This window comes from Planctobacterium sp. AWH2_060 (assembly GCF_056158425.1).
The window spans coordinates 3,601,152-3,623,403 of sequence record NZ_JBSWTG010000001.1; the positions used below are offsets into that span (position 1 = coordinate 3,601,152).

At 46.0% G+C, this 22,252-nt stretch carries 15 protein-coding genes and 3 rRNA genes; 12 read left to right on the plus strand and 6 right to left on the minus strand.

The genetic code is table 11. The features are described from left to right. Positions 1–421: 421 nt before the first annotated feature. Positions 422–2,947 carry a TonB-dependent receptor plug domain-containing protein gene (locus ACXAD8_RS15365; protein ID WP_475230452.1) on the minus strand — a complete coding sequence of 842 codons (2,526 nt, stop codon included), beginning with the start codon at positions 2,945–2,947 and terminating at the stop codon, positions 422–424. A 187-nt stretch (positions 2,948–3,134) separates the two neighbouring features. On the opposite strand from ACXAD8_RS15365, the gene ACXAD8_RS15370 reads away from it, so the two are divergent. Then, entirely contained in the window at positions 3,135–3,575 is a 441-nt protein-coding gene (locus tag ACXAD8_RS15370) for a YtoQ family protein (RefSeq protein WP_475230454.1), read from the plus strand. A 115-nt stretch (positions 3,576–3,690) separates the two neighbouring features. Then, positions 3,691–5,142 (plus strand): TrkH family potassium uptake protein, encoded by a 1,452-nt coding sequence (locus tag ACXAD8_RS15375; RefSeq protein ID WP_475230457.1) that lies wholly within the window; start codon positions 3,691–3,693, stop codon positions 5,140–5,142. Here ACXAD8_RS15375 and trkA read toward each other — a convergent pair. From trkA to def, 4 genes are read right to left on the minus strand one after another with little or no spacing between them, the layout of a single operon-like run. Continuing rightward, positions 5,139–6,515, minus strand: coding sequence for a Trk system potassium transporter TrkA (gene trkA / locus ACXAD8_RS15380; protein ID WP_475230460.1), 1,377 nt, complete (start codon positions 6,513–6,515; stop codon positions 5,139–5,141). The two genes, ACXAD8_RS15375 and trkA, sit on opposite strands and share 4 nt — an antisense overlap. A gap of 30 nt (positions 6,516–6,545) precedes the next feature. Continuing rightward, positions 6,546–7,880, minus strand: coding sequence for a 16S rRNA (cytosine(967)-C(5))-methyltransferase RsmB (gene rsmB, locus ACXAD8_RS15385; protein WP_475230462.1), 1,335 nt, complete (start codon positions 7,878–7,880; stop codon positions 6,546–6,548). After that, positions 7,852–8,814, minus strand: a complete 963-nt coding sequence (gene fmt / locus ACXAD8_RS15390; RefSeq protein ID WP_475230465.1) for a methionyl-tRNA formyltransferase — start codon at positions 8,812–8,814, stop codon at positions 7,852–7,854. The genes rsmB and fmt overlap by 29 nt, the downstream gene beginning before the upstream one ends. Before the next feature lie 8 nt (positions 8,815–8,822). Then, positions 8,823–9,332, minus strand: coding sequence for a peptide deformylase (gene def / locus ACXAD8_RS15395; RefSeq protein ID WP_475230468.1), 510 nt, complete (start codon positions 9,330–9,332; stop codon positions 8,823–8,825). Positions 9,333–9,484: 152 nt separating this feature from the next. Here def and ACXAD8_RS15400 point away from each other — a divergent pair, with 152 nt between their 5' ends. The 7 genes from ACXAD8_RS15400 to aroE all read left to right on the plus strand — a co-directional run bounded on the left by ACXAD8_RS15400 (position 9,485) and on the right by aroE (position 15,217). Beyond that, positions 9,485–10,549, plus strand: coding sequence for a LysM peptidoglycan-binding domain-containing protein (locus ACXAD8_RS15400; RefSeq protein WP_475230470.1), 1,065 nt, complete (start codon positions 9,485–9,487; stop codon positions 10,547–10,549). A 41-nt stretch (positions 10,550–10,590) separates the two neighbouring features. After that, positions 10,591–11,724: a DNA-processing protein DprA gene (dprA, locus tag ACXAD8_RS15405; RefSeq protein ID WP_475230472.1), complete on the plus strand. Its 1,134-nt coding sequence runs from the start codon at positions 10,591–10,593 to the stop codon at positions 11,722–11,724. Positions 11,725–11,729: 5 nt separating this feature from the next. Continuing rightward, positions 11,730–12,206 carry a DUF494 family protein gene (locus tag ACXAD8_RS15410; protein ID WP_475230475.1) on the plus strand — a complete coding sequence of 159 codons (477 nt, stop codon included), beginning with the start codon at positions 11,730–11,732 and terminating at the stop codon, positions 12,204–12,206. Between the two features lie 37 nt (positions 12,207–12,243). Further along, positions 12,244–12,804 carry a DNA topoisomerase family protein gene (locus ACXAD8_RS15415; RefSeq protein ID WP_475230478.1) on the plus strand — a complete coding sequence of 187 codons (561 nt, stop codon included), beginning with the start codon at positions 12,244–12,246 and terminating at the stop codon, positions 12,802–12,804. A 90-nt stretch (positions 12,805–12,894) separates the two neighbouring features. Next, complete coding sequence (tsaC, locus tag ACXAD8_RS15420) at positions 12,895–13,467, plus strand: L-threonylcarbamoyladenylate synthase type 1 TsaC (protein ID WP_475230481.1); 573 nt, start codon at positions 12,895–12,897, stop codon at positions 13,465–13,467. Beyond that, positions 13,467–14,411 (plus strand): oxygen-dependent coproporphyrinogen oxidase, encoded by a 945-nt coding sequence (gene hemF, locus ACXAD8_RS15425; protein ID WP_475230484.1) that lies wholly within the window; start codon positions 13,467–13,469, stop codon positions 14,409–14,411. The genes tsaC and hemF overlap by 1 nt, the downstream gene beginning before the upstream one ends. Then, entirely contained in the window at positions 14,408–15,217 is an 810-nt protein-coding gene (gene aroE / locus ACXAD8_RS15430; RefSeq protein WP_475230486.1) for a shikimate dehydrogenase, read from the plus strand. The genes hemF and aroE overlap by 4 nt, the downstream gene beginning before the upstream one ends. Here aroE and ACXAD8_RS15435 read toward each other — a convergent pair. After that, positions 15,214–15,759, minus strand: coding sequence for a gamma carbonic anhydrase family protein (locus tag ACXAD8_RS15435; protein ID WP_475230488.1), 546 nt, complete (start codon positions 15,757–15,759; stop codon positions 15,214–15,216). The two genes, aroE and ACXAD8_RS15435, sit on opposite strands and share 4 nt — an antisense overlap. A 460-nt stretch (positions 15,760–16,219) precedes the next feature. Here ACXAD8_RS15435 and ACXAD8_RS15440 point away from each other — a divergent pair. The 3 genes from ACXAD8_RS15440 to rrf all read left to right on the plus strand — a co-directional run bounded on the left by ACXAD8_RS15440 (position 16,220) and on the right by rrf (position 21,263). Beyond that, a 16S ribosomal RNA gene (locus ACXAD8_RS15440) occupies positions 16,220–17,751 on the plus strand. 371 nt (positions 17,752–18,122) lie between these two features. Next, positions 18,123–20,993: ribosomal RNA gene (locus tag ACXAD8_RS15445) — 23S ribosomal RNA — on the plus strand. A 154-nt stretch (positions 20,994–21,147) separates the two neighbouring features. Beyond that, positions 21,148–21,263, plus strand: a 5S ribosomal RNA gene (gene rrf / locus ACXAD8_RS15450). Together the 16S, 23S and 5S rRNA genes form the textbook arrangement of a ribosomal RNA operon. Positions 21,264–22,252 lie beyond the last annotated feature (989 nt).

The window sequence follows — 22,252 nt, forward strand, 5'->3', positions numbered from 1 at the left end:
ATTGGCAGCTAAATGCGGAAATTATTCTCGCGTAAACACTGAACTTACCTGTGGATAACTGTGTGGAATTTTTTAACAGCAACGCGAATATCCGTAATTAAACGGCTTATAGGTCTGAAAATTAATTTTTAATTCAATAACTTAGAATAAGATAAATGAATCTTGGATTTATTCTTATTTTTAGTTTTTATGTGGATAACCTTGTTAACAGGATTCTGTATCGATTGATTTTTGAACACTGTTTTTGTCAAGGGTCGGAGAATGTACCATATCTGACGCAAAATAGAAGCGTTAAATTTATAAATTATTAGATGTAATTACTATTAACAAACAGCTAATTGTACTAACGTAAAATTTGACAAATCATCAGGTGAAAACTACCCGATAGTGGGGTAATTAAATTGCTATTTTATGATGTTTATCAAAAGCGACTTTCCAGACCAACATAATAAAAGCGACCATTAAAGCCAAAAGGTGCCGCTCGTCGCGAATAGTTAAACACACCGGGGGAATCCACAACCACTTCTCCCTGATAAGTTTCGATCCTGCCAGCACGGCTTTGTCCTATAAGGTTGCTGTCAGGGTAGGTATTCGTCAGGTTATTTATACCGGCATGCAAGGAAGTTTCTTCCGTTAACTGAAAACTGGCCCTGGCATCTGCCAGCCATTTAGCGGAATACCGTTGTGTCTGGTTTGCATCAATTACCCGGTATTCACCGTAGCGGTTGGTGGACAGGGTAAACAGCCAATTTTGCCATTCATAGTTGGCACTCAGAATGGCGTGTGAGGCCGGTTGCCATTCTTCAATAATGGATCTCGCTTGCTGCCCAAATAGATCCTGTTTACTGATCTCGTTTAAATTACCTGTGGCTTTAACTGCAACAACTTCTGTATCGGTAACATTTAAAGCGAAAGTGACATCAAGATCCCCAACAGAAACTTCCGGGAACCAACTGACCACCAAATCAACGCCTTTTGTTTCTGTTTCCGCAGCATTTAAAAAGAACTGAGCACTTTGCACGCCGTTACTTTGCAGAACACTGTCCAGGGTCGGGCTACCCAATCCCTGAGTGAGTTGCTCACTGATGACAATGCGGTCTTCGATATTGATCAGATAAAAATCTAAGGTGGCAGTAAGGTTGTGACCCGTATATAAAAATCCTGCATTAATACTGATTGATCGCTCTTCGTCTAATTCAGGAATACCTAGCTCTTTTGCCAGAGAGCTGTCGTTTCTGAAGGTTCCTACCTGAGCAGCAACACCATCATTAAATTGGGTACTGATATTATTGAAATACAGTTGCTGCATTGAAGGTGCTCTGAACCCGGTGTTAAAAGAACCTCTTACACCAAACTGATTGTGAAAATCATGGCGGCCGGCAAGTTTCAGATTGATGGTGTTACCAAAGCCTTCATAATGATCAAAACGCAGTGCACCATTGACCAGACTTTTGCTACTAAGATCCCATTCTGCATCAAAGTAGGCGGAATAAACAAAGCGTGATTCGTTGACACTGTTCATGGGCGAAAAGCCCGGGAAAACCTGAATCCCGGCGTCTGCGCCACCTTCTATGCCATCGTAATCAAACCAGGAGTACTCGCTGCCTTCATCAATTTGGTATTTGTCTAACCTGAGTTCGCCACCCCAGGCATAGTTCTTTCTGATCCGCTCGCTAACAAAATCAATGTTTATGGTGGCAAGGGTGGAGGACAATGTTCCGGAGTCAGCACTGGTTGCTGTTTGCGCTAAAATTTCAGCAGCCGAAGTATTGTTATTTACCAGGTTTTGCACGAATGAGGCGTTGACCGAGTTTCTGACATCAAATTGCATCTGATTGCCGCCGAATGTAGCAGAGACATCCATCTTTATATTGCTTTGCAGCAGGGTGGTGTAGCCAGCACTGACAGAATAATCAAACAGGGTTGAATCTATTTCAGGTAAAAAACCATCTGGGTAGAAACTATTTTCACCATCAATGACAGGGTTTTTTTGCGTTTCATTAGCTCTTCGGAAAAAGCCGCTGGAAAGCGTGTTTCGGTGAGACAGGGTAAGAAATCCATAATATTCGCCGCTAAAGGTTTCCTTATAACCATTCAGGACCCCTGATAATTGCCTGACCTGAGCATCACCAATATTGAAGTTTTTTCTGTTGAAAGTGAGTTCTCTGACATCGTCTGTTTCCAGAACCCCATCATTATCTATATCTGAACATGAAAGTATGTACTGACAAACCCCGCTCAATCCGGCTCTGTTGGTGGAGCCGCGATCACGGTATTCCAGGGTGGCATTAATACTGCCTGTGTCAAATTCAAAACTGTGGTTCGCTGATAACAGGGCTGTATTGCCATTGCCTTCCTGATGCACCCCGTAACTTCCATAGAAAGTCGAGTATTCTTCATCATCTTTTAATATGATATTGATGACACCGGCAATGGCATCAGATCCATATTGGGCAGCGGCACCATCTCTGAGAATTTCTATGCGCTTAATCGCAGCCGCCGGAATGGCATTGAGATCCGTGCCAGAAGTGCCTCTTCCTACTGAAGTGTTAATGTGCAACAGCGAAGCCGTGTGACGGCGTTTGTTATTGATTAATACCAGAGTTTGGTCGGGTCCTAAACCGCGGAGCGTTGCAGGCCGAATGGCATCGGTGCCGTCGCTGATTGACGAACTGGAAAAATTAAATGATGGCGCAGTATTCTGCAGCATCCGGCCCACTTCCATATGACCACTACTGCGCAATCTCTCGGCATCTATTGAGTCAACCGCTACAGGCAATTCAGCACTGCTGCGGCCAAAATTTCGGGTGCCTATTACATGAACCTGCTCTATCTCGTCGTCATCACCCTGTTCTGACAAAGGCTGGGCTATCAACTCAGGAGCCAATATCAATATCAGAGGGATGCTTTTTTTTATAATACTTTTAGGTACTTGCGCTGTTGCCAAACCGGTTGCTTTCATTGAGATTAGAATTTTTGGTAAGTATAGAATGGAATTTCAGGAATACATATTAATCATTGGTAGGATGTGGTGCCTTATAATTTCTGTATTGTTCAAAAAATGAACCGAAATTTGATTTTTTTACTATAAGAGTCCATATTCTAATATCGACAACAGGAAAAAGTATACAGCAGTGGTTTGGCAAGTATATTTAGCAGGTGAAATCCACTCACAGTGGCGCAAGGAAATAACAGGGCTAAGTGAAGCTCTGGGGATAGGTGCGGAGTTTAGTAGCCCAATTACCGACCAGGTGCTGAGCGACAACATTGGCAAACAATTGTCAGGTGATCAGTCGCAACAATTCTGGCATGAATACAAAAGCGCTCGTTTAAACCAAGCCCGTAATAAAGTCTTACTGGAAAAGTCAGACATAGTTGTGGTGCGTTTTACTGAACATTACCGCCAATTAAACTCTGCTTTTGAAGCCGGCTTTGCCGTAGCGCATGGCAAACAACTGATATCCTGGCATGATGAATCTCTGAATCACGCTTTAAAAGAAATCGACGCTGTGTCTGTCGCTGTCGCAAATAGTGCCGATCAGGTGGTTAAGGCGCTTTCCTACATTTGCAACTAAGGCGTATCTACAGTCTCAATCTCTGTTTAAGTCGCTTTTCTCCTTGAGTATCAGACGCTTTACTTTTAAAGTGCCATATCTCTTGAGAACTTAATTTTCTTTGTTTCCCTGATTCATGCAATATCGCTCAATCGTCCGAATCCTTGGTTTATTGGTGGCTTTGTTTAGCGTCACTATGGTACCGCCAGCTTTGGTTTCCCTGATCTTCCAGGATGGTGGCGGCTTACCTTTTTTATTAGCCTTTTTTCTGTGTTTAATCACAGGCCTCGCCATTTGGTATCCAAATAAGCATGCCCGGGATGATTTGCGTGCCAAAGAAGGCTTTTTGATCGTTGCTTTATTCTGGGCGGTACTGGCCAGTTTTGGTGCCTTGCCACTGATATTGATGGAACAACCTGAGATGTCAGTAACCGATGCCTTTTTTGAGTCCTTTTCTGGCCTGACTACCACCGGAGCCACTGTGATTGAAGGCATTGAGTTTTTGCCAAAAGCCGTGCAGTTTTACCGGCAGCAACTGCAATGGCTGGGAGGCATGGGGATCATTGTATTGGCCGTGGCGATTTTACCCATACTCGGTGTCGGGGGTATGCAGCTCTATCGGGCTGAAACTCCGGGACCGGTAAAAGATTCTAAAATGACCCCCAGAATTGCAGATACCGCCAAACACCTTTGGTATATCTATCTTTCACTGACAATTGCCTGCACCCTGGCTTATTGGCTGGCGGGTATGAACTGGTTTGATGCCATTTGCCATGCGTTTTCCACCATTGCCATCGGTGGGTTTTCTACCTATGACGCCAGTTTGGGGCATTTTGATTCCACTTTAATTAATCTGGTGTGTGTGGTGTTTTTGTGGATAGCGGCTCTGAATTTTGCGCTGCACTATGCTGCAGCAACAGGTCGGTCATTGAAAACCTATTTCTCTGATCCTGAGCTAAAAGCGTTTTTCAGTATTCAGATTGCTTTGGTGTTGATGACTTTTTTAGTGTTGGTGTACTACGAATTATACGACAACGCTGAAATGGCCTTTGATCAGGCATTGATTCAGGCGGTATCCATCAGCACAACGGCAGGTTTTGCCACCACCAACTTTTCTGAATGGCCGGTGTTTTTACCCATTGTGTTGATTTTTGCCAGCTTCATTGGCGGTTGTGCGGGTTCCACCGGAGGCGGTTTAAAGGTGGTCAGGGTGTTGCTGTTATACCTGCAGGGTAAGCGGGAAGTAGACCGACTCATTCATCCTAAAGCGATTTATTCGGTAAAACTCGGCGATCGGGCCTTACCCGACAGAGTGGTGGATGCCGTTTGGGGATTCTTTTCTGCCTACGCGCTGGTATTTGTCATTATTATGATTTGTTTAATTGCCACTGGCCTGGATAACCTGACCGCATTTTCCGCGACGGCAGCCATGTTAAATAACCTCGGCCCTGGCTTAGGTGAAGTATCGGGTACTTACTCATCTGTAACCGATGCCGGTAAATGGTTTTTGATTTTAGCTATGCTGTTTGGCCGGTTGGAGGTGTTTTCTCTGCTGGTATTATTCTCACCTACCTTTTGGCGCAGTTAAAAGAAGAAAGCGCTGGGTTGGAACAGCTTTTCCACATCGGATATAAACTTTTTATCCACTAAAAACATAATGACATGGTCATCCGGCTCGATCACCGTATCACTGTGGGCGATAATCACTTCTTCCTTGCGTACTACGGCTCCAATGGTCGTTCCGGGAGGTAGGCGAATTTCTGAAATCTTCTTACCCACTACTTTTGAGGTGTTTTCATCACCGTGCGCAATGGCCTCAATAGCTTCCGCAGCACCGCGACGCAAAGAATAAACGTTAACTATGTCACCGCGTCGAATATGGGTTAACAGGGCAGAGATGGTGGCCTGCTGTGGTGAAAAGGCAATGTCTATTTCACCGCCTTGTACCAGATCAACATAGGCACCTCGTTGAATGAGCACCATGGCTTTTTTGGCGCCAAGGCGCTTGGCCAACATGGCAGACATAATATTGGCTTCATCGTCATTGGTTACGGCAATAAAGGCATCAATTTGTTCGACATGTTCTTCTTGCAATAACTCCTGATCGGAAGCATCACCCACAAATACAATAGTTTTATCCAGAGTGGTGGAGAGGTACTTTGCTCTGTCGTAGCTGTATTCGATCAATTTTACGTGATGATCGTGTTCTAGCTGTCGCGCAAGTCCCGCCCCAATCAGACCACCGCCGGCGATCATAATGCGTTTATAGCTGCCTTCCAGTTTTTGTAGTTCGCTCATTACCGCTCGTATATGCTTGGTGGCGGCAATAAAAAAGACTTCATCATCAGCTTCTATAACGGTGGTACCCAGTGGCCTGATGGGCTTACCGCGACGGTAAATAGCTGCTACCCGGGTTTCTACATTGGGCATGTGCTCTTTAAGAGCTGACAGGGCGTGACCTACTAACAGACCACCATAGTAGGCTTTAACCGCCACCAGGCTGGCCCGGCCTTCGGCAAATTCCACTACCTGCAAGGCACCTGGATAATCAATCAGTCGTTTAATGGATTGCGTTACCAATTGCTCTGGCGCGATAAGGTGATCTACCGGTACGTCCTGGTGTTTGAAAAGTTGCTTTTGATAAACAATATATTGTTCTGAGCGCACCCGGGCGATCTTGGTGGGAGTTTTAAATAAGCTATAAGCCACCTGGCAGGCCATCATGTTACTTTCATCACTGTTGGTAACGGCTACCAACATGTCTGCATCTTCGGCCCCGGCTTTTTGCAACACTTCCGGGTGGGAGCCTATTCCCTGCACCACTTGTAGATCCAGGCGGTCCTGTAATGCCCGTATTTTTTCGGAGTCATAGTCTATAACGGTGATATCGTTTTTTTCACCCACCAGGTTCTCCGCTAACGTAGCGCCAACCTGACCAGCTCCCAAAATAATGATTTTCATACGGTTAAGCTTATTTTTAGTTTTTAAGTGTTATCGCTTTTGCAGTTTAGCGTAATAAAAGCCATCCATACCAGATTCACCCGGTAGGATTTGTCTCTCATAGCCGGAATCCGGATCCGCCGAAGCCAGTGGCACCGCAATGGCATCGGGAGTACGCTCAAGAAATGCTGATATCTGCTGGCTGTTTTCTTCTGGCAAAATAGAGCAGGTGGCATAGAGTAAAGTGCCGCCAGATTTTAACTGTTGCCACAAGGTATCCAGAATTTGTGCCTGCAATGCTACCAGGTTGTTGATGTCCTGACCTTTGCGCAACCACAGAATGTCGGGATGACGACGAATAATACCTGTGGCTGAACAGGGAGCGTCCAGCAATATTTTATCAAACTCTTGTTGTTCGCTATTCCATTGCTCTACGTCATTGGCATCAGCGATCCGCACATCAGCAGTAGTAAGCCCTAAACGCGCGGTGTTTTCTAAAATACTGTCACTACGGCTGGCGTCTATTTCAAGAGCGATACATTGTTTTAGACCAGGCTGCAGCTCCAGGATGTGACAATATTTACCGCCCGGCGCAGCACAGGCATCCAGTACTGTGTCATCTGGCTGTGGTGACAAATAATGCGCTGCGTGTTGCGCGGCCTTGTCTTGTACGCTAAACCAGCCTTCTTCATAGCCTGGTAACTGATTAATGCGATTGTTGTCCAGCAGTTTGAGGGCCGATGGAAATTCAGTATCCTGTTCAAACTTAATGTCGGCTTCAGTTAAAGCCGCAATAAATTGCTCACAAGAAACCTTATGCAGATTGATACGTAACCAGATGGGCGGTTTGCTAGCCTGTTGTGCCGCTATGTGCTGATATTGTTCCGGATAGGCGGTTTTTAATTTTTTAAAATACCACTTGGGTAAATTCAGCTTAACCCTTTCTTCAGTTGGAAGGTTCTTCGCGATTTCTTTACGTTCGAAGTTGCGCAGAACCGCATTTACCAGGTTTTTAAGATGGGGCTGCTTAAGCGCCTGGCAAGCTGAGACTGTTTCAGATACCGCCGCGTACTGGCTTACTCTGGAAAAATGCAGCTGGTACAATCCCAGATAGAGCAGGTGCTCGATTATGCGATTGTCATTTTTGATGGGAGACTGTAATAACTGGCGCAGCCAGAATTGCAAAGTAGGCAGTTGTCTGAGCACGCCATAAATCATTTCGTGCAGCCAGGCTTTGTCCTGTTCCTTTACCTTCAGCAGGGTTTCAGGCAAAACTTCCTGCAAGGATTTGCCTTGTTCTAACACCGAGAAAATAGCTTTTGCGGCTATTGCCCTTAAGTTATAGCTGGATGGGGTTTTAATGGCTGGCTCCCAAATTTGTTCCACGAGTAAACCAATCCGGGCGGGCATTTAAGATATCGCTGACCGGTTGTGCTTTCTTACCTGGGATCTGGAGCTGCAATAAAGTGATACTACCGTTGCCGGTTTGCACTTCTATGCCATCTCGGGAGGCACTGATAATGGTTCCCGCAGGACTTTGATTGCTATTGGCTTGCCACTGCGCCTGCCATACTTTGATATTCTTGTCCTCTAATTCAAACCAGGTACCGGGCCAGGGATTAAAGGCTCTTATATTGCGTTCGATTTGCTGTCCGTCTTGCTGCCAGTCAATTAAACCTTCCGCTTTATCCAGTTTTTTAGCGTAACTGGCTAGTTCATCATTTTGTTTTTCTGGTACCAGCGAATCGAATTTATCTAAAGCTTCTATGAGGGCTTGCGGTCCTACGTTTGCCAACTTTTCGTAAAGACTGGCACTGGTATCGTCAGCCGAGATAGCGATTTCAGATTTCAACAGCATATCGCCGGTATCCAGCCCGATATCCATGTTCATGATGGTTACACCAGTGGTTTTGTCTCCCGCCCAGATTGCCCGTTGAATGGGAGCAGCTCCTCGCCATTGAGGTAACAGTGAACCGTGAACATTAATACAACCCAGACGGGGAATGTCTAATACGGCTTTGGGCAGGATGAGTCCGTAAGCCACTACCACCATAATATCGAAATCAATACTGGCTAGTGTCTGTTGCGCTTCGGCGTCCTTGAGTGACTCCGGTTGATAAACAGTAATATTGGCATCTGATGCCAATTGTTTTACCGGGCTGGCTTGCAACTTTTTACCGCGACCGGCAGGGCGATCTGGTTGCGTATATACCGCCACCACCTTGTGTTGGGATTCTAACAATGCCTGCAGATGTTTGGCTGCGAAATCCGGCGTACCGGCAAAAACCACCTTAAGGGCAGAAGAACTTAAATTAGACACAGTATTAATTATCCTTTTGCCGCCAGTCTGGCTTCTTTTTCCAGTTTTGCTTTAATGCGTTGTCTTTTAAGCGGTGATAAATAATCAATAAATAGTTTGCCGAGCAAATGGTCCATTTCATGCTGGATACAGACGGCCAGTAAACCTTCAGCGTTTAGCGTGAATTCTTCGCCTTTTTCATTTAAGGCTTTTACGGTTATTTCTTCTGCGCGTTCAACTTTGGCATAGTTGTTTGGCACAGATAAACAGCCTTCTTCGTTAATCATCTTGCCTTTTTGCTCAATGATTTCTGGATTGATAAATACCCTGGGTTCGTTTTGTTCTTCCGAGACATCCATAACAATGACTCGTTTATGCACGTTTACCTGAGTGGCGGCCAGTCCAATGCCATTTTCTTCGCGCATGGTTTCAAACATATTGTTTACCAGCTCTTTAACTACATCATCTACTTCAGCTACAGTGTCAGCCACTGTTCTGAGTCTTTCATCCGGAAATCGTAAAACTTCTAAAACTGCCATAACTCTTCTTCTGCTTTTGCCGTAATCTGGTATTGGTACACATACAAATATTTAATTAAAAACACGACCAAAACCTTTTAACCCGCTATTCTAACTGATAACGTCAGGATAATGACAGTAGCACATGTAACTAATCACTGTTGGAGATGAGATTGAAATACCGGATTTTCAGTTTGATTCTGGCTCTACTGGTCAGTGTGACAAGCAGCGCTGTTGAAATAAAAGCATCAGCGCCGGATGTCTATGTGGTGAAAAAGGGAGATACCCTGTGGCAAATAGCCGGCATGTATCTGGACAAACCCTGGAACTGGCCGTTGCTGTGGCAAAAGAATACCCAAATTGAAAATCCCCATCTGATCTATCCCGGAGATCGTTTGTTACTGGAACGCAGCGACAATGGCGAATTGATGTTGTCCATGGTGCGCAACGAAAAACGTCAGATTCAGCTGTCACCCAAAGCCATTCGGCAACTTAAAAATCCGGATCCCATTCCCACTATTCCCTGGGCAATAATTGAAACTCATATTCGCAATGATCTGGTGATGGAGAAAGCCTTGTATGAGGCACAACCTTATTTACTCGGCGATCAGGAAGGCGCAGTCAGATTTGCTCATACTGATGTTGTGTTGGGCAAGAAGGGCGGTTTTCAACCGGAACAATTTCAGGTGGTCAGGGAGCACAGTGAGTTAACCTCAATGGAGGGGGAACCACTGGGCTATCTGGTAAAGCATGTGGCGATTGCCGAACCCATTCAGACTGAACTGGAAACTGAAATGCTGGTGCAAATCAAAGACGCCAGCCAAGAAATAAAACGCGGAGACCGTTTGATTCCACTGGAACAACGACAAATATCCAGCAATGTGGATATGGTGCCAGCTACCACTCAATTGGGAAATATAATTGCCAGTTTACAAGACCGCTCTTTATTGGGAAAATATGATACCGTTGTTGTGGATGTGGGATTTGAACAGGTACAGCCCGGTACTGTAATGGGCATTTATCTGCAGGGCCCCGACATTATCGACGACGAACCATTGAGATATGATGAGTCAGGCGTATCCTTTTTAAGTTTTCATGGAGAATCAGGAAGGATCCGTCAGCCAGCCATTAAAGTGGGCGAAATGGTGATATTTAAGAGTTTTAATAAAGTCAGCTACGGATTAATCACTGCATCCACCAGTGTTATTCGCAAAGGGGCCATCGTAGCCAGGCCATAAACATTGCATAAAGGACAGGGTGTCCGACAAAGGAAATAGATATGGAAGTTAAGCATGATTCCTCATGGAAAGAGTTTGAGCAACTGCATTTGTGGTTGTTACTGCATAAAATCCCCGGTTTTGGTTATCAAAAGTTACAGCAATTGTATCGCCTTGCTGGTTGTGACTTAGGCAACATCCCGACGCTTTCCACCAGTCAACTCCAGAGTGCGGGCTTACCCTGCAATAGTTTTGCTGAATTACAAAATCAATACCAAAATTATTTAAAAGAAGTGGAACAGTGGTTGTCGGCATCGCCGCTGCATTTTGTCTTACCGGTTAATCATCCCGACTATCCCTCAAGGCTTCGTGAAATCAGCAGACCGCCATTGTTGCTATTTGGTATTGGTGATCCTGCACTGTTACAGCATCCTCAGTTGGCCATTGTTGGTTCCCGGCGGATGACCCCCGGTGGTAGCAAGGTAGCGCGGCAATTGGCCGCAGACCTGGTTGAAACTGGCTGGCAAATAACCAGTGGCCTGGCGTTGGGAATCGATACCCAGGCGCATCTTGGGGCATTAGATGGCAATGGTATTACCATCGCTGTAATGGCCACCGGTATAAACAGTGTTTATCCCCGACGAAATCAGCAACTGGCCATGGATATTATCAATCAGGGAGGTTGTTTACTCAGCGAATTCCCCTTACACAGTCCACCTAAAAAAGAACATTTTCCGAGGCGGAACCGCATAATCAGTGGCTTGTCTAATGGAGTATTAGTGGTGGAGGCTGCAGTGAAAAGTGGTTCCCTGATTACGGCAAGGTATGCACTGGAGCAAAATCGCGAAGTTTTTGCAGTGCCGGGTAGTGTTTATAATTTGAGCAGTCAGGGCTGTCACTACCTGATTAAGGAGGGCGCCAAGCTGGTGGAGCAAGTGTCTGACATAAATGAAGAATTCCTCAATATCCAACAAATTAAGGCGGATACTGTTAGAACAAACCCGGAAAAAAACTGCAAATTACCCTTGGCAACGGAGGGATTGTTAGCTAGTGTTGGGTTTGAAGCAACATCAATTGATGTTGTAGCGCAACGTAGCGGTCTGCCAGTGACGGCGGTGATGTCAGAATTATTAGAATACGAGCTACGTGGTTTGGTAGCCACTGTCCCTGGTGGTTACATTAGATTGGGGGAATAATAAAAATGTTCGATATCCTCATGTATCTTTTTGAAAATCTGGTACATAGCGAGTCTGAATTCCGCGTTGACCAGGACGAACTAACCGAAGAGCTTATCAGAGCGGGTTTCCATCACGACGAAATTTATAAAGCGTTGGCCTGGCTGGAAAAATTAGCCGCTTTGCAGGAAACAGACAATAATCCCTACCTTTCTACAGTTAACAGCCATGCTGTTGCCAGAGTGTTTACTGCCGAAGAGGAAGTACGCCTGGACGTAGAATGTCGCGGCTTTTTGATGTTTCTTGAACAAATCAATGTGTTAGATGCCAGTACCCGAGAGATGGTGATTGATCGGGTGATGGAAATCGACGTCAACGTTTTTTGTCTGGAAGATCTGAAGTGGGTGGTGCTGATGGTACTGTTTAATGTACCGGGCAAAGAAAACGCCTATGCTCAGATGGAAGACTTGTTGTTTGATGAGCCGGAAGGTCCGTTGCATTAAGCACATCTCTTTCTGACAATGTTCTCGATCGCGAACTATGGCAATGATTGACAATTCCTTATTCGATAAAAATAAAGAATCCATCAAGCACGCATTTGGCGATTGTCCCAAGTGTCAGTCTGAATTGCGCATTCGAAATGGCAAAAGCGGAAAGTTTCTGGGCTGTTCCGCTTATCCTGAATGCGATTATGCGCAGCCACTGAGTAAACATCAGGGGGTTGAGACGCTTAAAGTGATGGAAAACTCCTCTTGTCCCGAGTGTCAGTCGCAGTTGGCGGTTAAAAAAGGCCGCTTTGGTATGTTTATAGGTTGTACCAACTTCCCTGAATGTCATTTTATCCAACATGATGAACCCGCAAAGAAAACCGAAGCAGAGGTGACCTGTCCCAAATGCCAAAAAGGTCAGTTGGTGCAAAGAGCCAGTAAGAACGGAAGAGCTTTTTATTCCTGCAATCAGTACCCTGATTGTAAGTACATTTTAAATGAACAGCCGGTGCAGCAAGCCTGCCCGCAATGTCAATGGCCTGTGATGATAGTGAAATCAGAAAGCACGTTGCAATGCCCGCAAAAGACCTGCCAACATAAAATATCGGTGTAACCGGACGCAGTAATATTTGCCAAACGGTACGTTGTTTTTGTAACTTACGGCTATACATCAGCCTCACATCATTGAATTAACAGGTCAGTTATGTCCCATCAGTCAGCAAGTACTGAACATGTCGATCCCTTGTTGGAAGCATTTAAATCTGGAAAAGTGTTTGTTTATGCCACTGAAGCTGTCATAGGTATCGGTTGTGATCCGGACAATGAAGCCGCGGTAAAACAAATATGTCAGTTAAAAAATCGTCCTCTGCATAAAGGCGTTATTCTCATCGCTGATAATTATTCGCAGTTGCTAAAATACGTTGACGATCAGGCAATTCCTATGGATAAACGCACGGAAATATTTTCCAGTTGGCCAGGGGCTAACACCTGGCTGTTGCCAAAATCCAAAACCGCGCCTGAATGGATAACCGGGGAACATGATTCGATTGCCGTTCGGGTAACGGCGCATCAAGGGGTTAAATCATTGTGCCAACGGCTCAATAGTGCATTGGTGTCAACCAGTGCCAATCTGGCTGGTGAACAGCCTTGCCGCACCATTGATGAAGCCAAAGCTGTGTTTGGTGATAATGTTGTCTATATAGAAGGTGAAACTGATGGAAACGCAAATCCCAGCGTAATTCGACATGGCAAAACCGGCGAAATTATTCGAGGCTAATGGTGACGATACAAGAAACACAAATAGAAGAGGTTAAACGTTTTTTGCTGAAATTGCAGGATGATATATGTCAAACCTTGCAACTGAGCGATGGCAAAGGCGTGTTTAAAGAAGACAACTGGGATAGAGAGCAAGGCGGAGGCGGACGCACCCGTGTTTTAACCGGCGGTGATGTGTTTGAGCAGGCAGGCGTTAATTTCTCCCATGTTTATGGTGGCGAACTTCCGCCATCTGCTACCGCGGCCCGACCGGAACTGGCTGGCAGGAGTTTCCAGGCTCTGGGCGTGTCTTTGGTGGTGCACCCAAACAATCCATATATTCCGACGTCTCACGCCAATGTGCGATTTTTTATCGCAGAAAAACCGGGTCACGATCCGGTTTGGTGGTTTGGTGGTGGTTTTGATCTAACGCCTTTTTATCCCTTTTTTGAGGATGTAAAACACTGGCATAAAACCGCTCAACAAATATGTAGTCCCTTTGGTGAGGATGTTTATCAGCAATACAAAGACTGGTGCGATAAGTATTTTTATCTGAAACATCGAGAAGAAACCCGGGGAGTAGGGGGATTATTCTTTGATGATCTGAACCAATGGGGCTTTGAAAAAAGTTTTGAGTTTATGCGCAATGTCGGTGAAGGCTATTTGTCTGCCTATATCCCCATTGTAGAAAAGCGCAAAGCAATGCGATTTGGTGAGCAGGAAAGGCAATTTCAGTTGTATCGACGTGGCCGCTATACCGAATTCAATTTATTGTTCGACAGAGGCACCTTATTTGGTATTCAAAGTGGCGGTCGTACTGAATCGATTTTAATGTCAATGCCACCATTAGCTCGTTGGGAATATGCTTTTAAGCCTAAACCGGGTTCAAAAGAATCAGAGTTATATGACTATTACTTGAAGCCACAGAATTGGTTGGCAATTTCAGAGCAGGAGTTACGCGCTTGAAAAAGTTCGTGGTGTTCGGCAACCCAATAGCCCACAGTAAATCACCGCTGATCCATCGATTGTTTGCTGAACAGTTTAACCTTGAGATTGATTATCAAACGCAATTGTCCGTTGAGTCCAACTTTGAAACTGATGTACGCGCTTTGCAACAGTCGGGTTATAGTGGTTGCAATGTGACGTTGCCCTTTAAAGAACAGGCTTTTCAATTGGCTGACGAATTATCTGAAGGGGCGAGGATCGCGGGTGCAGTCAATACACTTAGTTTATTCCCCGATAAAATAGTCGCTGATAACACCGATGGCCAGGGACTGGTGGGAGATCTGCTTTTATCTTTGTCGTTAAAAGGAAAGCATATTCTGTTGTTAGGTGCGGGTGGTGCAGCAAGAGGCTGTATTTATCCTTTGTTCCAGGCCGGAGTCAGTAAAATTAGTCTTTGGAATCGCAGCCACGATAAGGCGGAACGCCTCGTTACTCAGCTACAATCTCTGGGCGATATTACTGCGGTTACAGGAGAGCAGTTATTTGGTTTACAACCAGATATCATAGTTAACTCAACGGCTTCCAGTGTGAGCGGTGCAGTTCCGGATATTTGTTCAGAGGTATTTTCGTCAGCGCAGCTAGCGTATGACATGTTTTATCAGGATGAATTAACCAGCTTTCTGACTTTTGCTCGGACTAATAATGCCAATATACAATTGAAGGATGGTTTGGGAATGCTGGTGGGACAGGCTGCAGAAAGTTTCAGAATCTGGCATGGTGTGCAGCCTGATATTGCTAAAGTGACCCGTTATCTAAGGCAAACTTAATTGTTAGCGTCATTCTCTTGCAGGTAATCGTCTTTTAGCTTTACATAATTATCTGCAGAGATTTTAAGAAACGCGATTTCTTCTTTGTTTAGAGGCCGCGCTGGTTTACAAGGTTGACCCACATATAGATAACCGGATTTTAATACCTTTTTAGGTGGCACCAATGCACCCGCCCCGATAAACACATCATCTTCTACTACTGCACCATCCATAATTATCGCTCCCATACCTACCAGAATGCGATTGCCTAATGTACAACCATGTAACATACAATGATGACCAACCGTCACATCATCACCAATAACTAAGGGATATCCATCGGGATTATATTCTGTTTTTCGGGTGACGTGTAATACGGTGCCGTCCTGAATATTGGTGGCTTTGCCAATAGTCATTGTATTAACGTCGCCTCTGGCAGCCACTAAAGGCCAAATACTGGAATGCTCTCCAATAGTAATGTCCCCAACCAATACAGATGATTCATCTATATATACACTTGAAGGAATAACCGGCGTAATGCCTTTATAAGATCTGACTGGCATGAATAACTCATTCTATATGGCTAAATATTCCAGGACTTTAGCAGATAATGACTAGCAAATGCGGCTTTCCTGGCTATATTGATTATTTATTCAGCATTCGAAACAAAATTGTCAATTATTTGAAATAAAGTATTGACGGTGTAAATCATGTCTGTAGAATGCGCGCCTCGCTTGGGGAGACAATCTTCCGAAGCGGCTTCTTAAAGTCTAAAACCGAATTGAGTAGAAAACTCTACAGGCCTTTAAGTAAGCGGGCTACAACAAGTTACTTGAAAAAATAAATTCAAATAAAATGTTGACAAGCCAAACGGGAAGTGTAGAATGCGCATCCCGCTTGAGGAGAGACTCAGGCAGCTAACAAAAACAAGTTAGCAACGTTCTTTAACAATCAGCAATAAGACAATCTGTGTGGGCATCGATTGGTTTTGATGTCGACCCAAAAAATTTATATTTTCGATTTTAATTGAAGAGTTTGATCATGGCTCAGATTGAACGCTGGCGGCAGGCCTAACACATGCAAGTCGAACGGTAACAGGATAGCTTGCTATCGCTGACGAGTGGCGGACGGGTGAGTAATACTTAGGGATCTGCCCCGGGGTGGGGGACAACCATTGGAAACGATGGCTAATACCGCATAACGTCTACGGACCAAAGAGGGCTTCGGCTCTCGCCCTGGGATGAACCTAAGCGAGATTAGCTTGTTGGTGAGGTAAAGGCTCACCAAGGCGACGATCTCTAGCTGTTCTGAGAGGAAGATCAGCCACACTGGGACTGAGACACGGCCCAGACTCCTACGGGAGGCAGCAGTGGGGAATATTGCACAATGGGGGAAACCCTGATGCAGCCATGCCGCGTGTGTGAAGAAGGCCTTCGGGTTGTAAAGCACTTTCAGTGAGGAGGAAAGGTTGAAGGTTAATACCCTTTAGCTGTGACGTTACTCACAGAAGAAGCACCGGCTAACTCCGTGCCAGCAGCCGCGGTAATACGGAGGGTGCGAGCGTTAATCGGAATTACTGGGCGTAAAGCGCACGCAGGCGGCTATATAAGCCAGATGTGAAAGCCCCGGGCTTAACCTGGGAGAGTCATTTGGAACTGTATAGCTAGAGTTTTGGAGAGGAGAGTGGAATTCCAGGTGTAGCGGTGAAATGCGTAGATATCTGGAGGAACATCAGTGGCGAAGGCGGCTCTCTGGCCAAAAACTGACGCTCATGTGCGAAAGCGTGGGTAGCGAACAGGATTAGATACCCTGGTAGTCCACGCCGTAAACGCTGTCTACTAGCTGTATGCGGATTCATTTCTGTGTGTAGCGAAGCTAACGCGCTAAGTAGACCGCCTGGGGAGTACGGCCGCAAGGTTAAAACTCAAATGAATTGACGGGGGCCCGCACAAGCGGTGGAGCATGTGGTTTAATTCGATGCAACGCGAAGAACCTTACCTACACTTGACATGCAGAGAACTTTCCAGAGATGGATAGGTGCCTTCGGGAACTCTGACACAGGTGCTGCATGGCTGTCGTCAGCTCGTGTCGTGAGATGTTGGGTTAAGTCCCGCAACGAGCGCAACCCTTGTCCTTAGTTGCCAGCATTTAGTTGGGCACTTTAAGGAGACTGCCGGTGACAAACCGGAGGAAGGTGGGGACGACGTCAAGTCATCATGGCCCTTACGTGTAGGGCTACACACGTGCTACAATGGCAGATACAGAGGGATGCGAGACAGTGATGTGGAGCGGAGCCCTTAAAGTCTGTCGTAGTCCGGATTGGAGTCTGCAACTCGACTCCATGAAGTCGGAATCGCTAGTAATCGCAGGTCAGCATACTGCGGTGAATACGTTCCCGGGCCTTGTACACACCGCCCGTCACACCATGGGAGTGGGATGCAAAAGAAGTAGTTAGTCTAACCTTCGGGAGGGCGATTACCACTTTGTGTTTCATGACTGGGGTGAAGTCGTAACAAGGTAACCCTAGGGGAACCTGGGGTTGGATCACCTCCTTACGTAAAGGTGTCGAATTGAATTCAATTCGATGTTCACACAGATTGTTTTATTGTCAATTGTAGGTCGGAATTCATTCCGACGAAGGGCCTTAATGACTACTCTTCTTGCTTAAAAAGTAGATTAATCATTAAGGTTTTTAACTCTCTGGAGTTAAATCATCCTTAAACTGTTCTTTAACAAACTGGAAAAGCTGATAAATCATCGATATTGATGTGTTGTTTCGATAACGCATGCAATATCAACCAAGTATGTATTTTTTAAAAATTTAGGGTAAACGATAGCGTTTTACTCTATCTGACATAGGCGAGTTACAGTCAAGCAGCAATTCTTGCATTACTGATGGCAACATTGAGTGATACAGGGGTTGTATGATTAAGTGACTAAGCGTATACGGTGGATGCCTTGGCAGTCAGAGGCGATGAAGGACGTGTAAATCTGCGAAAAGCGTAGGTGAGGTGATAAAACCCGTTATAACCTACGATGTCCGAATGGGGAAACCCGGCCTTAGGGTCATCTGTAACTGAATTCATAGGTTTCAGAAGCAAACGAGGGGAACTGAAACATCTAAGTACCCTCAGGAAAAGAAATCAATTGAGATTGCCTTAGTAGCGGCGAGCGAACGGGTAACAGCCGATGATTTATGTTGTAGTGGAATCTTCTGGGAAGTTGAGCGATACAGGGTGATAGCCCCGTACACGAAGCAGCATGAATCACATATTAAGTAGGACGGGACACGTGTTATCTTGTCTGAAGATGGGGGGACCATCCTCCAAGGCTAAATACTCCTGACTGACCGATAGTGAACCAGTACCGTGAGGGAAAGGCGAAAAGAACCCCGGCGAGGGGAGTGAAACAGAACCTGAAACCGTATACGTACAAGCAGTGGGAGCAGACTTGTTCTGTGACTGCGTACCTTTTGTATAATGGGTCAGCGACTTATATTTTGTAGCGAGGTTAACCGCATAGGGGAGCCGTAGCGAAAGCGAGTCTTAACTGGGCGCTTAGTTGCAAGGTATAGACCCGAAACCCGGTGATCTAGCCATGGGCAGGTTGAAGGTTGAGTAACATCAACTGGAGGACCGAACCCACTAACGTTGAAAAGTTAGGGGATGACCTGTGGCTGGGGGTGAAAGGCCAATCAAACCGGGAGATAGCTGGTTCTCCCCGAAAGCTATTTAGGTAGCGCCTCGGACGAATACCATTGGGGGTAGAGCACTGTTTGGGCTAGGGGGTCATCCCGACTTACCAACCCCATGCAAACTCCGAATACCAATGAGTACTATCCGGGAGACACACGGCGGGTGCTAACGTCCGTCGTGGAGAGGGAAACAACCCAGACCGCCAGCTAAGGTCCCCAAATATTGCTAAGTGGGAAACGATGTGGGAAGGCTAAGACAGCTAGGAGGTTGGCTTAGAAGCAGCCACCCTTTAAAGAAAGCGTAATAGCTCACTAGTCGAGTCGGCCTGCGCGGAAGATGTAACGGGGCTAAGCAATATACCGAAGCTGCGGCAGCACGTAAGTGCTGGGTAGGGGAGCGTTGTGTAAGTGGATGAAGGTGCATTGAGAAGTGTGCTGGACATATCACAAGTGCGAATGCTGACATGAGTAACGATAATGGGGGTGAAAAACCCCCACGCCGGAAGACCAAGGTTTCCTGTCCCATGCTAATCAGGGCAGGGTAAGTCGGCCCCTAAGGCGAGGCAGAAATGCGTAGTCGATGGGAAACGGGTTAATATTCCCGTACTTTTATATACAGTGATGGGGTGACGGAGAAGGCTAAACTGGCATGGCGTTGGTTGTCCATGTGAAAGTGTGTAGGCTGAGAGTTCAGGTAAATCCGGACTCTTAAGGCTGAGACACGAGACGAGTGACTACGGTCGCGAAGCAGTTGATGCCCGGCTTCCAGGAAAAACCTCTAAACGTATGTATATAAGAACCGTACCCCAAACCGACACAGGTGGTCAGGTAGAGAATACTAAGGCGCTTGAGAGAACTCGGGTGAAGGAACTCGGCAAAATAGTACCGTAACTTCGGGAGAAGGTACGCCTCTGATTGTGATAAGACTTGCTCTTTAAGCGATTGGAGGCCGCAGTGACCAGATGGCTGGGACTGTTTATTAAAAACACAGCACTGTGCTAACACGAAAGTGGACGTATACGGTGTGACACCTGCCCGGTGCCGGAAGGTTAATTGATGGGGTTAGCGTAAGCGAAGCTCTTGATCGAAGCCCCGGTAAACGGCGGCCGTAACTATAACGGTCCTAAGGTAGCGAAATTCCTTGTCGGGTAAGTTCCGACCTGCACGAATGGTGTAACCATGGCCATGCTGTCTCCACCCGAGACTCAGTGAAATTGAAATCGCAGTGAAGATGCTGTGTACCCGCACCTAGACGGAAAGACCCCGTGAACCTTTACTACAGCTTGGCACTGAACATTGACCCTACATGTGTAGGATAGGTGGGAGGCTTTGAAGCGTTGTCGCCAGATAGCGTGGAGCCATCCTTGAAATACCACCCTTGTATGTTTGATGTTCTAACCATCACCCGTAATCCGGGTGTGGGACAGTGTCTGGTGGGTAGTTTGACTGGGGCGGTCTCCTCCCAAATAGTAACGGAGGAGCACGAAGGTTAGCTAATCACGGTCGGACATCGTGAGGTTAGTGCAATGGCATAAGCTGGCTTAACTGCGAGACAGACACGTCGAGCAGATACGAAAGTAGGTCATAGTGATCCGGTGGTTCTGAATGGAAGGGCCATCGCTCAACGGATAAAAGGTACTCCGGGGATAACAGGCTGATACCGCCCAAGAGTTCATATCGACGGCGGTGTTTGGCACCTCGATGTCGGCTCATCACATCCTGGGGCTGAAGTCGGTCCCAAGGGTATGGCTGTTCGCCATTTAAAGTGGTACGCGAGCTGGGTTTAGAACGTCGTGAGACAGTTCGGTCCCTATCTGGTGTGGGCGTTGGATGATTGAGGGGAGCTGCTCCTAGTACGAGAGGACCGGAGTGGACGAACCGCTGGTGTTCGGGTTGTGATGCCAATCGCATTGCCCGGTAGCCAAGTTCGGAACGGATAACCGCTGAAAGCATCTAAGCGGGAAGCCGGCCCCAAGATGAGTCATCCCTGACAGTTTAACTGTCCAGAAGGGTTGTTTAAGACTAAGACGTTGATAGGCAGGGTGTGGAAGCGTTGTAAGGCGTTAAGCTAACCTGTACTAATTGCCCGTGAGGCTTAATCATACAACACCCGGTATTATTTGGTGTTGTAGGTTGGACTTGAGTCCGACAAACGATGTAGACGCACTATGTTAAGAGTAGAACGCGCTTACCTTAAGAAATACAAAAAGAATTCATACGATTTATCAGATTTTTCCCAGTTTTGTTACCAGTTTTGTCTGGCGGCCATAGCGATACGGAACCACCTGAATCCATTCCGAACTCAGCAGTGAAACGTATTAGCGGCGATGGTAGTGTGGGGTCTCCCCATGTGAGAGTAGCACACCGCCAGGCTCCTATTTAGAAAGAAGGCTACCCAATTGGGTGGCCTTTTTTCGTTTCTGCGGCTTCAAATATCTTCAATCCTGGCGAGTGTGTCGGGTAGCCTCCTTTCTAAATAGCGAATAGCTGCGCTAATCTTCAAGGGCAACCCAACCCATCGGGTACCCTATGATTGTAGGTCGTAATTTATTGCGACAAAGGGACCAGATTCAACCACCGCTGTCCGATTAAAATCGAACCTACACCCGTCGGTCACCACGTAACTGTAGGTCGTAATTTATTGCGACAAAGGAGCCGATTCAACCATCGCTGTCCGATTAAAATCTATCCTACAACCCATCTGGCACCCTGCGATTGTAGGTTGTAATTTATTGCGACAAAGGAGCCGATTCAACCATCGCTGTCCGATTAAAATCTATCCTACAACCCATCTGGCACCCTGCGATTGTAGGTTGTAATTTATTGCGACAAAGGGACCAGATTCAACCACTGCTGTCCGATTAAAATCGAACCTGTAAACCATCGGGACCCTCGTAACTGTAGGTCGTAATTTATTGCGACAAAGGGACCTGATTCGACCACCGTTGTCCGATTTAAAATCGAACCTGCAACCCATCGGGCACCACGTAATTGTAAGTCGTAATTTATTGCGACAAAGGGACCTGGTTCAACCATCGCTGTCCGATTAAAATCGAACCTACACCCGTCGGTCACCACGTAACTGTAGGTCGTAATTTATTGCGACAAAGGAACCAGATTCAACCACCGCTGTCCGATTAAAATCTATCCTACAACCCTTCGGGTGCCAGGTGAGTGGAGGTCGTAATTTATTGCGACAAAGAATCCAGAATCAACCACTGTTGTCCGAGTTAAAATAGAAGATACAAAACAGATTTTTTATGTCTGGATTGATGCGATCCCGACGTTAAAGCAGGCTTTCATTGAAATTCAAAACATTAGTTACAAGTAATTTGAAATAATTGAATAATAAATTCTAAAAG

Bases quoted from the DNA above. Each gene is read 5' to 3' on its own strand.
- ACXAD8_RS15410 (WP_475230475.1), top strand. From the start codon at position 11,730: ATGTTCGATATCCTCATGTATCTTTTTGAAAATCTGGTACATAGCGAG.
- dprA (WP_475230472.1), top strand. From the start codon at position 10,591: ATGGAAGTTAAGCATGATTCCTCATGGAAAGAGTTTGAGCAACTGCAT.
- ACXAD8_RS15435 (WP_475230488.1), bottom strand. From the start codon at position 15,759: ATGCCAGTCAGATCTTATAAAGGCATTACGCCGGTTATTCCTTCAAGT.
- ACXAD8_RS15375 (WP_475230457.1), top strand. From the start codon at position 3,691: ATGCAATATCGCTCAATCGTCCGAATCCTTGGTTTATTGGTGGCTTTG.
- tsaC (WP_475230481.1), top strand. From the start codon at position 12,895: ATGTCCCATCAGTCAGCAAGTACTGAACATGTCGATCCCTTGTTGGAA.
- ACXAD8_RS15415 (WP_475230478.1), top strand. From the start codon at position 12,244: ATGGCAATGATTGACAATTCCTTATTCGATAAAAATAAAGAATCCATC.
- hemF (WP_475230484.1), top strand. From the start codon at position 13,467: ATGGTGACGATACAAGAAACACAAATAGAAGAGGTTAAACGTTTTTTG.
- def (WP_475230468.1), bottom strand. From the start codon at position 9,332: ATGGCAGTTTTAGAAGTTTTACGATTTCCGGATGAAAGACTCAGAACA.
- trkA (WP_475230460.1), bottom strand. From the start codon at position 6,515: ATGAAAATCATTATTTTGGGAGCTGGTCAGGTTGGCGCTACGTTAGCG.